This is a genomic window from Neobacillus sp. NPDC093182 (genome assembly GCF_044754045.1).
This window is the reverse complement of the sequence record NZ_JBIVOI010000011.1, coordinates 88,941-101,479: the sequence shown is the minus strand read 5'-3', so window position 1 is coordinate 101,479 and position 12,539 is coordinate 88,941. Positions and strand designations below refer to the sequence as shown.

Here is a 12,539-nt window from a genome sequence, read left to right as displayed (position 1 = left end):
ATTATATTATAATTAAAATAACATACTCAAAAAGGAGTACCCAATGAAAAGATCTTGGTACTATAGAATGATATTTTCATACATTCCTATTTTTTTTATAATGACTTCATTTTTATTTTTTATTTTTTTCCAAACAGTTAATGAGCATTTAAGAAAAAATGCTATTCGAACTAGTGAATTACTTACTTTACAGACAAAAGAAAAAGTAGAGGATTCTCTGGAAACTATTGATTATGAGCTTGTCACCTTTTCTATGGATAAAGTGCTTAACCTTTTCTTTCAACAAAAGAATACGGATAATGTCTTTCTTAATAGACAAGTTTTAAGTGAATTTGAAAAGATAAAACAAAAAAACCCACTTTTAGATTCTATTTATTTAGTTCGTTTCCAAGATGAAATTGTTTTAAGTGAAAAGGATATGTATAATTTAAAGGAATTTCCTGATAACAGATTTATTTCAAGCTTACCACAAGATGCCAAGCAACCTTTTAAATGGACAAATTCGCGGAAATTTAAAGAATTTGAAAGTCAGGCTTCTAAAAACGTTGTCTCATTAGTAAGAAAGGTTTATACCGTTAACGGTGAACTTGGCTTTATTGTTGCGAATGTAAGGGTAAATGACATACAACGGATGATTACAGGCTTATTTTATGACGACTTGCACTTTATTGGAATTAAAGGAAAAAACAAATCTCCCATTTTAACAAAGGATGATTCTTTTGACCAAAATGCTAAAGTCATTTCAAAAGTTACATCAGATTATACAGGATGGGTTTTTGAAAGCGGATTCAAAAAGGGTAACTTATATAGTTTTATTTCAATGCTATCAAGCATTTGGGTACAGGTAGGAATTATTTTCTTTATTCTTAGTATTATTTCACTTGTGTATCTAACTAAAAGAAACTATAAGCCTATTGAATCAATAGTCTCCAATATCCATTCTTTATCATTACATACTGATAAAACGTTAACTAAAAGTAAGGTTAACGAATTTAATATAATTAGGTCTGCAATAGAAGATTTAAGTTTAAAGTCTATTGAATATCAAAAACAACACGAAGAAGGGGTAAACATACAAAAGAAACAAATGTTTTATGAGATCATTGAAGGAGTACGGCAGATTAACTTAACAGAGTGGAAAAGGGAAAGCGAGAAATATCATTTGCCTTCACAAGTTCACAATATACAAGTTATTGTAATTGAGCTCGATCAATACCCTGAATTTTGTAAAATGTATAGTTCCAATGATCATGAAGCACTAAAGTATACGATGAAAAAAAATACAAGCGATATATTTCAAAAACATTCACTTTATAGCTGGGGTGAATGGATTTCCAATAAACAATTAACATGTATAATTTTTTGTGGTGACAAAAATATAGAAACTAGCGATCTTATCTCTAAATCTTGTGAAGAAGTAATTGTTTGGTTTAGTCAAAACTTAAAACAAACCGTTACCATTGGAGTAGGGAGTATTACGAATAATACTTCTGATATTTCTCAAACCTATAAAGAATGTAACCATGCTTTAAAGTTTAAGTTAGTAAAAGGAACGAATCGTCTAATTCAATACACTACGGTTAAAAATATCCCTCAGCCGGAATTGTTTAATTATCTCCAACTAGTTAGGGAGATTGCATACGCATTCCGAATAGGAGATAAAAAGTGGATTGTGAAGTTTGAGCAGTTATTTAGGGAGATTCAGAAGGATGTTCTTTCAAATGACGATATAAAAAATCTACTAAATTATTTTATTTTTCATTTAGACTGTGGAATGGTGGAAGAACTACAGCCGATTTGGAAAAACCACAGTGTTGTAGCATTAAATGTTGCTTTAAAAGAATATGAAACTTTACTTGAACTTAAACATCATTTTTTTGAAAACTTATCTATTTTATATTTAAGGATTGTTTCTATTCAGGAGGCAAATAGTAACCATCAACTAATGAAGAAAGTGAAAGAATATATTAAAAAAGGGTATATGAATCCTGATTTATCACTTAATTTTTTAAGTGATAGATTCGGAGTTAATCCAAAGTACCTTAGCCAATTATTTAAAACTGAATTTAATGAGAAATTTATTGATTTCCTTATCACAATTAGAGTTGAAAAAGCTAAAAAATTGTTAATGGAAACAGATGAATCCATTAAGAACATTTCAATACAAGTTGGATATGTTAGTGACATTTCTTTTATTCGAGCTTTTAAAAAAGTAACTGATATTTCTCCTGGAGAATATCGTAAAAAAATGTCTATAAGTAAATAAAGTTCGGACCGGTACGCCATGCTCACAAGCTTACTGGAAACGAGTTTTTAATTTAATAAAAAACAGAAAAGGGACCGCGTTAAAGGGGGGCTTAATTTTATACTGATTATCATTCAACAGATGGACTCCAAAAGTCAATATCCTAACGAAAAAGGGTTAGTACATACTACCATAAGTGATTTACCCTTTTATTTCCTCTCTATATATTTGGGGTGCTTCAATTAATTTATCCATTTTGCAATAGCCACCCACTACGAGTTCTTTTTAATATGATAATGTATGCCTGAATACATCCCGATTGTTCTAAGATATTCCTAATTACCATATTTTGCATTTTGGTGAGAAATACATGATTTTAGTGTGATAAGTTTTAGTATGTTGGGTTAGTATAAAGGTTACTTCTTATGAAGTGATTAGATTATTTATTAAATTTGAACGGAAGAATTGGCATTATTTTCTAAAATTAGTTTCCACTTTAGGAGCTACACCTTCATCTGGAATTAATGAAAATATTCCAATGGCAACCATCACTTTTAAAGTGAAAGATAATCCAGATGTTTATACAAAATGGATTCAGCAAATCAATATTCAATCGGCGAAAGCTTATATATTAAATCAAGCGCCAGTGACTTTAAATAACAAATTTGGTAGAGGAATCAATATTCTTCCAACGTATTCCGTTCTTGAAGCTGGATTCTTACCAGATGGCTTTATTCCTCCTGGATTCCTTTATATCGATACAACAAAGGATTATTCAAAGATCGGGGCAGTTGTATATATGATTGGCGAGGACGGAAAGCGCTACGATGGAACAATCGGAAGTAATGCTAGGTTCTCTATTAAAGGTCTTCCTTTAAATGATCAATCTTATGAACTTGTTGTAAAAGTACCAGGACACTTTGTGAGACATGCAAAGATCGATTAAGTAGTAGATCTTTATGAAGGTCAGGATGTTGGAAAACTGAAGCATATCTTTTATGGATCCATGAGAGCCGGGGACGTTAACTATGAAAACGTCATTGATATTCTGGATGTGGTATTTCAGAAAAATTTAATATAAAATGATCGAGAGCAGATATCAATTATGACGGTAAAGTAGACGCAAAAGATATGATGTTTGTTAAGAAATACTACTTAATGAAAAACCCTGATGTTATGACTCAAAAACAAGCAGTAACCATATATAAGGGGAAGATATTGGATGAAATTCTTCAACCTTTGGGGTTAAATTAAGATAAGAATTGTTTTTGGGGGTGGATGATACACAAATATGGCAAGTTTTTATTGTTTTTAATACAAATAATAAAAACACCCTTTCTATTAGGTAATTTATTTGGATTGTCATATAAAGGATTAAATTGGTTACTACTTAATTCTGTTAATAATTTATGGATAGACAAATTGATTGACTCCCTTCAATTGTGGAATTGATAGCGTCTTTTATAATTCTAAATAGTTGTTTTACTTCAGAGATTTACTTGCATGCCCTTATGAGATGTAAAGGGATGACGTATATATATATTGATATATCAGGATTCTATAAAAATACAAGTTATCAAACAGCCGCTTTCCGTTTTGGAAATCGGTTTTTTTCTGTCTTGAAAGTTTGATTCATTCAGTAATTGTGATTAAATAAAAGGTAGAAATAGCCAGAAAGGATGAAGCTGTGTGAATAAAAACGTCATAAGGTCTGTAACCATGGTATCAGTATTTTTTTGCCTCCTCTGGCTGGTCGGACTTGGCTTGGCTGTATCTGAATATTATGCAGGGAAACCGGATAAAATCCCAGAGAAAACCAATATAGAAAAGAAAGAAGACAAAAAAGATGGCTTGCATATTGTTGCCATAGGTGATTCCTTAACTAGAGGAACTGGTGATGAAACCGGAAAGGGCTATGTAGGTGTCCTTATGGACGAAATGAAGGAAAAATCAAAGCAGGATGTCCGGCTGACCAATCTTGGCGTAAGTGGTCAACGATCTGACCAGCTTAAGGAGCAAATTCAGCAAACCGAAGTGAAGCGGCAGCTGCAAAGTGCTGATATGATTTTAGTAACAATGGGCGGCAATGACTTGTTCAGAGGCGGACAAGGTTTACAAGAGTTAGATACAGCTGATATTGCGGATATTGAAAAGAAATTCCTCGAGAATATGAATTTTATTTTTCAACAGATTCGTGCAAGCAATAGTGAAGCGAATGTTTTTTTTATCGGCTTATATAATCCCTTTATTGATTTAGAGCAGGGGAAAGAGATGTCTGCAGTCGTCCGTCACTGGAACTATCAAAGTGCTGAATTAAGTGCAGCTTTTCCAAAAATCGTCTTCGTACCAACATTCGATCTTTTTGAGTTAAAGGTAAATGATTATTTGTATACTGACAAGTTCCATCCTAATACAAAAGGGTACCGTTTAATTGCTGAACGAGTGGCTTCATTGCTAACCTGGTAAGGAGACAAGCCATATGGAGAATATTACGTTATCTGTACATAATTTAAAAAAAGTCATTGGCAAAAAAGAAATCATCAAAGGAATTAGTTTTGAGCTAAGTGAAGGTGAGGTATTCGGTTTCTTAGGTCCAAATGGTGCAGGGAAAACGACAACCATCCGAATGCTGGTCGGATTAATTAAACCCACATCCGGAAGTATTCAAATTGGCGGCTATAATATTGTCGACCACTTTGAGGAAGCAATGAAGCATCTTGGCTGTATTGTTGAAAACCCTGAATTATATCCGTATTTGTCTGGTTATGACAATCTGCTCCATTTTGCGCGGATGCTCGATGGAATTGGTGACGAGCGAATCAGTGAGGTGACGGAACTTGTAGGTTTAAAAGATCGTATTCATGATAAGGTTAAAACCTACTCCTTAGGGATGAGACAGAGACTTGGGATTGCACAGGCCCTTTTAGGAAGACCTAAGGTTTTAATCCTTGATGAACCAACGAATGGATTAGATCCTGCTGGAATCAGAGAAATGCGGGAATTTATCCGTTTTCTTGCCGAAGAGGAAGGACTAAGCGTTCTAGTTTCGAGCCATTTATTAAGTGAGATCCAATTATTATGTGATCGAGTGGCGATTATTTCTAGAGGAACTGTGATTAGAACCGATACAGTCGATAACTTGTTATCCAATCGTGAACGGGTAGTTTGGCGTTTTCATCCGCTTGAAAAGGGGAAAGAGGTGTTGCGTTCCGTCACAACAATAGAAGAAAGAGAAGATGGGACGATTTCGACGGAATACGATGAAATGAAGACTGCTGAGTGGAATAAAAAGCTGGTAGAAGCAGAAGTATCGGTGACGGAGATGTATCGCAAAATGCCAGTATTAGAAGATTTGTTCCTCGAACTAACCGGGGGTGACTCGATTGAATAAACTCATTCAGAATGAAATGATGAAACTGATTGCTAAAAAGAGATTAGTGGTAATAGCGATTATTATTGGTATATTGGTTGCATTATTTACGTATGCACAATTTAAAGAGAATGAAAGGCAAAGAGAAAAGTTAGGAACCGACGATTGGCGGACCATCATACAACAAACGATTATTGATCAGCAAAATCGTATCAGCAGCCCCCGGATTTCTGATGAATGGAAACAACAGCTCCAAATTGCCTTACAGCAAAATCAATATTACCTTGATCACGATATAAATCCATCAGAGCCAGGTGCTCCTACGTTTATGAGGATCTTTTTAGAAAATTCGATTGAATTATTCATTCCTTTAATGGTTATGGTAATTGCCAGTGATATCGTGTCTTCTGAACACAGTCAAGGCTCAATTAAGCTGCTGTTGACGAGACCAGTTAAGAGGTGGAAGGTCCTTCTAAGTAAGTATATAACGCTTATACTTGCCATCTCCTTAATTGTTGCCATTGCCGGACTGCTGTCCTACAGTATTTCAGGATTGGTGTTTGGCTATAAAGGCTGGGGAGCCCCGGTGTTGACTGGGTTTAGTGTAACGGATGCGGGTCTAAATACTGCCAGCGTGAAGTTAATCGATCAATGGCAGTTTTTATTAATGGATTTTGGCCTTGTTTGGCTAGTGGCCATCGTAGTCGGGACACTTTCATTCATGTTATCCGTTCTCATTCGAAGTACGGCGGCCGGAATGGGCGTGATGTTAGCAGCTCTCATTTCAGGTGCAATCCTTAGTAACATGGTTTCTTCCTGGGAGTCAGCAAAATATTTCTTTATGGTAAATTTAAAGTTAACAAACTACATGAATGGAAATCCGCCGCCAATCGAAGGGATGACATTGTCTTTTTCGATGATGGTCCTTCTCATTTGGTGGGCTGCTGGATTATTTGTTTCCTTTTATGTATTTACAAAAAAGGATGTCTATTAATAATTTGTAAAAGAAAACCACCTTTCACGTTGAAAGGTGGTTATGCTGCCTGACATTGGGGGATATAGGCAGCGGTATAGATAAGGGATATTCTAATCAATGGGCGAAAGGGAGGGAGTCCTAACTCCATTGGTTCAACTAAATTACTGATTAGCAGTCATTTTCACTGGTTCTTTACTCACACCAAAGTGTTGTTTCATGATAAGGGAAGGTCCGCCAAGGTTTAATAAATAGCGAGCTTCAATGACTTGTTTCATAAAGGCACCAAATAATCCAGATAATCTAAAATTTCCAACTTTCCCTACAGCAGCAAAGTTTCCAATTGAGGCAACAGAACCTTTGTGGTGATATTCAAAAGCTTTTAAGCTTCCTCCTCGAAGGGCGGCAACAATATTTTTTGCGCAAACATCAGCTTCCTGCAGGGCAACCTGTGCTGTTGGAGGCAGGGCATTTTTTTCATCCTTCATGAATAAGGAACAGTCCCCAATACTAAAGATGTTTTTCGTATCTTTAACGCGAAGATAGGAATCAATTGGGAGTTTACCTTTTTCAACTGGTAAACCACAGTTTTGAACGATTGGATTACCTTTCACACCACATGACCAAATTAATGTTCGTGTTGGAATTTCAATGTTATTTTCAAGTACGACCCTCTCAGGTGTACATTCTAATATTTTTGTGGACATATACATTTTGATAGTAAACTTTTCTAAAACCTCTGTCGTATATTGGATCGATTCCTTAGGGAAAAACGGAATCACGGATGGTGCAGTCTCGACAGCAACAATTTTTACTTCTTCAAATGGGACATCATACTTTTTACAAAGCTTAGGAAGTCCTTCAGCTAGTTCACCAAGCATTTCAACTCCTGTAAATCCTCCGCCGGCAACAACAAAAGTTAGGCGTGATGGATCCTTGTCCTCTTTATATTGAGTTAATTGTCTTACGATTTGATTATAAATGGCTTTCGTGCTTCTAAAGCTTCGGATAGCAAAGGCATGTTCCTTTATTCCAGGGATTCCAAAGGTTTCAATATCAAAACCTAAAGCAATCAAGAGGTAATCATATTTTACAGTTATGCCGTGTTCAAGGTGCACTGCTTGCTTTTTAACATCAACACCCGTTACATTGCCCTTGATAAAATTTGTTTTTTCCGGATTAATTAACTCCGGAATTTCCATAGCAATTTGACGATCGGCTGCAGTACCAGCTCCAGTTTTATGCAGCTGTGTCGTAATATAATGGTATTCATGTTTATTAATTAACGTAACGTCTGCTTCTCCAGATTTTAGCAACTTCTCAAGCTTCTTACTAGTGATGATACCGCCATATCCGGCTCCTAAGATTACGATTTTTGGCTTATTCATATTAATCCCTCTCCCAACAATAATTATCTACGATATATCCATTGTGAAATATTTCACATTAAATGTTAAAAAATTAGAGCTTTTCGGCTAGTTTGTTTTGTGAAATGTTTCACATATCTTCTATATTCATAGAATACGATACCTTATAGCAATAAACAAGTAGGTTTTTTCATTAAAATTTGTCGAATTGGTAAATTTTTTTTCGACATACAGGGAATGATAAATTCGTGCAAATTTAATGACTGGTTAAATTTTGAACGAATATAGCAAAGAAAGAAGGAGAATGAAATGAAATTTAGATTGTTAATCATGATGCTAGGATTGTTACTCGCCATGCCAGGGTTTACATCAGCAAATGTTATGACGCCAGATAACAGTGAAAAACAAGCTGAAAAAAGAACAGCACCAGGTTCCGAGGATAAAGAAGCAGAGAAGGATACAGAAGAGTGTGATTGTGAAAAACAAGTCCATAGCCACAAAAACTGGCAGGCAAAAATGGCTGAGCGTGAACAAAAACTGCTGGCATGGGTGGATCAATATACTCCGGATAAAAAGGCAGAATGGACTAAGGTTTTAGCAGAGAAAAAAGAATTAAGAAATAAGTGGCTAAGTCCCGAAAATGCACAGAAGCGCGAAAAGTGGAAGCAAGAGAAAATGGCAAAAATCCAGGAGTTAAAGAAACAATTAGATGAAGGGAAAATCACGAAAGAGGAATTTGTTCAAAAAGCACATGGCGGTAAGGCTATGGGGCATTGGAAAACCTTCCATGAACTTAAGGCTGCAGTTGAGGCGAAAAATGATAAGCAGGCTGCAGAGCTGCTAAATCAATTGCTAGAACAATCCAAACAACATAACGAGAAAATCAAAGCAATGTTAGCAGAATAATCTTGAAGTAAACAAGACACCAAACTCTTTATGGATTTGGTGTCTTTTCAATTTCCTCTACCTTCACAAGGATATAGTCCTTATAATACACAATTAACTCATTTTTAGAGTGTGATGCTTTTTGTATAACGTTATCGTTTCTGCAAAAAAGGGGAATCTCAATCGAGCCGTCATCAAATATCATAAAAGTGAATTTATCAGATAATGGTGATTCTTCATTTCGAATCATGACAAACTTACCCTTGAATGAGGAGAGGTTAGTAATATTTTCATTTTCAGCTTTTATTGCTTGATTAAGGAATTTGTTATTTACGTGTTGATATAGATTTTTTAAAAAGATTAGGAGAGCTAAAAAGCCGGAAAGTATTACTGCCACCATATAGGTTTCAGGAATTGCGGGTATTGAAAGGGAAATTCCGAAAAATAAGAGGGCAGCAAATAAATGAAAATACATTTAAAAACACCACCTTTTATGGGGATGGAAGGGTAGAGGAATCTAGACGTTTTTTTTATAATTATCTTTAAATTTAGAATACTATAAATATTCGGTGACGTAAATTGAAATAATCTGTTACTGTTAAAAAGATAAATCTCAGGGAACATTTAAGTAGTAAAGTAATAAAGGAGGGAATTAAGATGGCAAGAAATCGAATGCTTTTGACAACAGCCGCATTAGGGGCAGCTTATTTACTGAGAAATGATAAGGCGAGGAAGAAGTTAGTCAATCAACTTCAAGCATTTGCAGATAAATCACGACGATAAAAAAATGCAAGCTGCTCATGCAGCTTGCACTTATTTTTTAAGGTCAATTCTTTCCTTTTGTGCCTCTTTCAGGTCATCCTGAAACTCTTCTTTGATATCATTTGTGATTCCTTCCGTTGCACGCTTAAACTCGCGAATGGACTTCCCGACAGCACGGCCAATCTCAGGCAGTTTATTCGGACCAAAGACAATTAAGGCAAGGACTAGGATTAAGATTAATCCGGGTACACCAATATTTGAAAGCATAACGTGATCTCCTTTTTTAAATAACTAAATTAGATTGAACATAGTGGTATAAAAGCTTTGCTGTATTTTCAATCGATGATTCATGTGTGCGTTCAAAAGCATGTGAGGAATCGATCCCTGGACCAATTAAGCCGTGTACGATATCATGACCAGAACGAATCGCTGCGGAGGCGTCGGACCCATAGAAAGGATAAATATCTAGTTTGTATTCAATATTGTTTTCTTCTGCAAGCCGTACTAGATTTTTACGAAGTGAATAATGGTACGGTCCGCTGGCATCCTTCACACAGATAGAAACGGTATATTCATCGGTGGATTGACCATCACCCATAGCACCCATATCGACCGCTAAGTATTCCACTGTTTCAGGGGTAATATTAGAGTTGCCGCCATATCCAATTTCCTCATTGTTTGAGATTAAGAAATGTGTTGTGTATGGTAATTGGATGTTTTCATTTTTTAATTGCTTGATTAATTGTAAAAGAATCGCCACGCTGGCTTTATCATCTAAATGACGGGATTTAATAAATCCGTTAGGAGTAACTTCTACGCGTGGATCGAAAGAAACAAAGTCGCCAACCTCAATTCCTAGGGCTCTAACATCCTCAGCATTATGTACTTTTTCATCAATTCGAATTTCCATATTTTCTTGATTGCGCTCCGCTTTTCCAGCGTCTTTATAAACGTGGACAGAGGTCTGGTGCATAAGAATCGTACCTGTGAATTTTTTTCCGCTGCTCGTTTCGATTTGGCAATATTCACCTTCAATCGAATTGTACTTAAATCCACCGATTAAGTCGATTTTTAGTCGTCCGTTTGACTTTACTTCCTTAACCATGGCACCGAGCGTATCCACATGTGCAGTAAGCATACGGTGCTGACTTGATTCCGTTCCATCTAATGTTGCGATAAGACCGCCTTTGCGGTTTCTTCTTGTTTCAACTTTTAATTCTGCGAGGTATTTTTCTACGTAGGAAATCACTTCATTGGTATTTCCTGATGGACTCGGGATTGATACTAAATCCACAAGTAATTTCATTGTTTCCTCTGTGTTTTTGTTTGTCAAAGCTAAATCCCCTTTCTGATTAACTCTTTCCTATTATAACATCATATTTAAAAATCAATCTAAAAACAAAACTTGTCAACTTTTGCGTTGGTTCTGCATAGTTTTGAAAGTGATGACGGTTAATAACCGTTTGAAATGGCGATAAATGGGATAATTCTAAATTATCAAATAAATAAAGTGGAGGAGAAAAATGACCAGGCTTGAACTATATCACAAAAAGACGAAGCCATTTTCTTGGAAGGGACCATTTTTTTTCATTCTAACTTTTCTCATAGTGACAATGGGCTTCTTCGTGTTTCGATATTATTATCAAAGTTCAATCAAAATTGAATCGCCGGAAGAAAATCTAGGTTCCAAAGTGGTTGTCCATCTTCCAGATGGGAAAGAGGTATTTACCTATGAAAATTATATTTTTGAAAAGGACGGAAGGACCTACTATAAGGGTGAGCGGAACACGATTGATTTAACAGGAGGAACGGTTACGTATAAAAATTGGGAATGAACAGTAAAAAAGACTAGAGCAGCCTAGTCTTTCTTTTTTCTCTAGTTCGGGCTAAAACCATCCTTTTTTCTTAAACCACAGAAACAGCGAAAATCCAATGACGCCCATCAGCATTAGAGAAAATGGGTAGCCGTACTTCCATGATAATTCAGGCATATTTTCAAAATTCATCCCAAAAATTCCTGCAATAAAGGTTAACGGGGCAAATATAGAAGTCATAATAGTTAGAACCTTCATCACATTATTTGTCTGATGAGAATTTAAAGAAAGGTAATTATCTCTAATGTCTGCCGTGATTTCTCTGTTTGCCATCGTCATTTCCGATAATTTTAATAGGTGGTCGTAGATGTCAGAATAATATTCTTTTCGCTTAATAATGGTTACCAAATGCTGCGAGTTTAACATTCGGTAAAGAAGATCACGCATAGGATTAACCGTATGCATCAGGTTCAATAACATGTAGCGTGTTTCAAATAATTTTTTAAGTAGGTTGTTCATTGGATTATTTAGCGTGTTATCTTCAATTTCATCTAATATATCCTCAATTTTATAAATAATGGGGAAGTAATTATCTACTATTTTATCAAGGATTTCATAAAACACATGATGGGTAGTGAAATTACCAATGTCTTTTTGGGTGGTTAACCTTCCCATTACTTGAGAGACCTCAATAGAGGGCATTAGGTGAAATGTAACGATAAAGTTTTCTCCTACAAAAAAGTCCAGCTCCTCTTTTATCACTTCTTTTTCGGCCTCACGAACAATATGGGTAATAAAAAATGTATAGTCGTCATAATAATCCAGCTTAGGTCTTTGCGGTGATTTGTATAAACAATCTTCAATAGCCAGGGGATGGAAATGAAAAGTTTCCGTTAAATGCTGGACCTCTTCATCTGTAGGTTCATTAAAATCTACCCAAAACCATTTATATTTATCGAGATTTAAGTCATGAATAGAAACTTGCTTTTCTATCGTATTTTCTTTTGTAATACCTATTAGGCTCATCATAATAAAACATCCTTCGTTATAAAAAATCAATATACATAATCATAACGATAACCAACGCTTTTTTCAAAAGGTACGGTCAGCATTTTGGATAGGG

General features: G+C 35.4%; 14 protein-coding genes. 9 read left to right on the top strand and 5 right to left on the bottom strand.

The annotated features are described in order from the left end of the window. Positions 1–43: 43 nt before the first annotated feature. From ACIQAA_RS19960 to ACIQAA_RS19935, 6 genes are all read left to right on the top strand, one after another. Positions 44–2,266 (top strand): helix-turn-helix domain-containing protein, encoded by a 2,223-nt coding sequence (locus ACIQAA_RS19960; RefSeq protein ID WP_402622669.1) that lies wholly within the window; start codon positions 44–46, stop codon positions 2,264–2,266. A gap of 409 nt (positions 2,267–2,675) precedes the next feature. Then, complete coding sequence (locus tag ACIQAA_RS19955; RefSeq protein ID WP_402622667.1) at positions 2,676–3,191, top strand: hypothetical protein; 516 nt, start codon at positions 2,676–2,678, stop codon at positions 3,189–3,191. A gap of 152 nt (positions 3,192–3,343) precedes the next feature. Further along, complete coding sequence (locus tag ACIQAA_RS19950) at positions 3,344–3,499, top strand: hypothetical protein (RefSeq protein ID WP_402623003.1); 156 nt, start codon at positions 3,344–3,346, stop codon at positions 3,497–3,499. 435 nt (positions 3,500–3,934) lie between these two features. After that, positions 3,935–4,711: an SGNH/GDSL hydrolase family protein gene (locus ACIQAA_RS19945; protein ID WP_402622665.1), complete on the top strand. Its 777-nt coding sequence runs from the start codon at positions 3,935–3,937 to the stop codon at positions 4,709–4,711. A 13-nt stretch (positions 4,712–4,724) separates the two neighbouring features. Beyond that, positions 4,725–5,636 (top strand): ABC transporter ATP-binding protein, encoded by a 912-nt coding sequence (locus ACIQAA_RS19940; RefSeq protein ID WP_402622662.1) that lies wholly within the window; start codon positions 4,725–4,727, stop codon positions 5,634–5,636. Further along, positions 5,629–6,609: an ABC transporter permease subunit gene (locus tag ACIQAA_RS19935; protein WP_402622660.1), complete on the top strand. Its 981-nt coding sequence runs from the start codon at positions 5,629–5,631 to the stop codon at positions 6,607–6,609. Before ACIQAA_RS19940 ends, ACIQAA_RS19935 begins: the two co-directional genes overlap by 8 nt. Before the next feature lie 143 nt (positions 6,610–6,752). Here the strand turns inward: ACIQAA_RS19935 and ACIQAA_RS19930 are convergent, their stop codons facing one another. Further along, positions 6,753–7,976: an NAD(P)/FAD-dependent oxidoreductase gene (locus tag ACIQAA_RS19930; protein WP_402622657.1), complete on the bottom strand. Its 1,224-nt coding sequence runs from the start codon at positions 7,974–7,976 to the stop codon at positions 6,753–6,755. A 288-nt stretch (positions 7,977–8,264) separates the two neighbouring features. Between ACIQAA_RS19930 and ACIQAA_RS19925 the strand changes: the two genes are divergently transcribed. Next, positions 8,265–8,861: a hypothetical protein gene (locus ACIQAA_RS19925; protein WP_402622654.1), complete on the top strand. Its 597-nt coding sequence runs from the start codon at positions 8,265–8,267 to the stop codon at positions 8,859–8,861. 28 nt (positions 8,862–8,889) lie between these two features. On the opposite strand, the gene ACIQAA_RS19920 is transcribed toward ACIQAA_RS19925, so the two are convergent. Then, entirely contained in the window at positions 8,890–9,315 is a 426-nt protein-coding gene (locus ACIQAA_RS19920) for a hypothetical protein (protein WP_402622652.1), read from the bottom strand. Between the two features lie 182 nt (positions 9,316–9,497). On the opposite strand from ACIQAA_RS19920, the gene ACIQAA_RS19915 reads away from it, so the two are divergent. Continuing rightward, a complete protein-coding gene (locus ACIQAA_RS19915; protein WP_402622650.1) occupies positions 9,498–9,623 on the top strand; it encodes a hypothetical protein in 126 nt (41 codons plus the stop codon). 30 nt (positions 9,624–9,653) lie between these two features. On the opposite strand, the gene tatA is transcribed toward ACIQAA_RS19915, so the two are convergent. Then, entirely contained in the window at positions 9,654–9,869 is a 216-nt protein-coding gene (gene tatA / locus ACIQAA_RS19910; protein ID WP_402622647.1) for a twin-arginine translocase TatA/TatE family subunit, read from the bottom strand. Positions 9,870–9,885: 16 nt separating this feature from the next. Beyond that, positions 9,886–10,908 (bottom strand): M42 family metallopeptidase, encoded by a 1,023-nt coding sequence (locus tag ACIQAA_RS19905; RefSeq protein WP_402623000.1) that lies wholly within the window; start codon positions 10,906–10,908, stop codon positions 9,886–9,888. 217 nt (positions 10,909–11,125) lie between these two features. On the opposite strand from ACIQAA_RS19905, the gene ACIQAA_RS19900 reads away from it, so the two are divergent. After that, the gene (locus ACIQAA_RS19900) at positions 11,126–11,437 is read left to right on the top strand and encodes a hypothetical protein (RefSeq protein ID WP_402622644.1); all 312 of its coding nucleotides are present in this window, start codon (positions 11,126–11,128) and stop codon (positions 11,435–11,437) included. A gap of 51 nt (positions 11,438–11,488) precedes the next feature. Here the strand turns inward: ACIQAA_RS19900 and corA are convergent, their stop codons facing one another. Beyond that, the gene (gene corA / locus ACIQAA_RS19895; protein WP_402622642.1) at positions 11,489–12,445 is read right to left on the bottom strand and encodes a magnesium/cobalt transporter CorA; all 957 of its coding nucleotides are present in this window, start codon (positions 12,443–12,445) and stop codon (positions 11,489–11,491) included. Between the last annotated feature and the right edge of the window lie 94 nt (positions 12,446–12,539).

Bases quoted from the DNA above. Each gene is read 5' to 3' on its own strand.
- ACIQAA_RS19920 (WP_402622652.1), bottom strand. From the start codon at position 9,315: ATGTATTTTCATTTATTTGCTGCCCTCTTATTTTTCGGAATTTCCCTT.
- ACIQAA_RS19900 (WP_402622644.1), top strand. From the start codon at position 11,126: ATGACCAGGCTTGAACTATATCACAAAAAGACGAAGCCATTTTCTTGG.
- tatA (WP_402622647.1), bottom strand. From the start codon at position 9,869: ATGCTTTCAAATATTGGTGTACCCGGATTAATCTTAATCCTAGTCCTT.
- ACIQAA_RS19925 (WP_402622654.1), top strand. From the start codon at position 8,265: ATGAAATTTAGATTGTTAATCATGATGCTAGGATTGTTACTCGCCATG.
- ACIQAA_RS19915 (WP_402622650.1), top strand. From the start codon at position 9,498: ATGGCAAGAAATCGAATGCTTTTGACAACAGCCGCATTAGGGGCAGCT.
- ACIQAA_RS19930 (WP_402622657.1), bottom strand. From the start codon at position 7,976: ATGAATAAGCCAAAAATCGTAATCTTAGGAGCCGGATATGGCGGTATC.
- ACIQAA_RS19940 (WP_402622662.1), top strand. From the start codon at position 4,725: ATGGAGAATATTACGTTATCTGTACATAATTTAAAAAAAGTCATTGGC.
- ACIQAA_RS19960 (WP_402622669.1), top strand. From the start codon at position 44: ATGAAAAGATCTTGGTACTATAGAATGATATTTTCATACATTCCTATT.
- ACIQAA_RS19905 (WP_402623000.1), bottom strand. From the start codon at position 10,908: ATGAAATTACTTGTGGATTTAGTATCAATCCCGAGTCCATCAGGAAAT.
- corA (WP_402622642.1), bottom strand. From the start codon at position 12,445: ATGATGAGCCTAATAGGTATTACAAAAGAAAATACGATAGAAAAGCAA.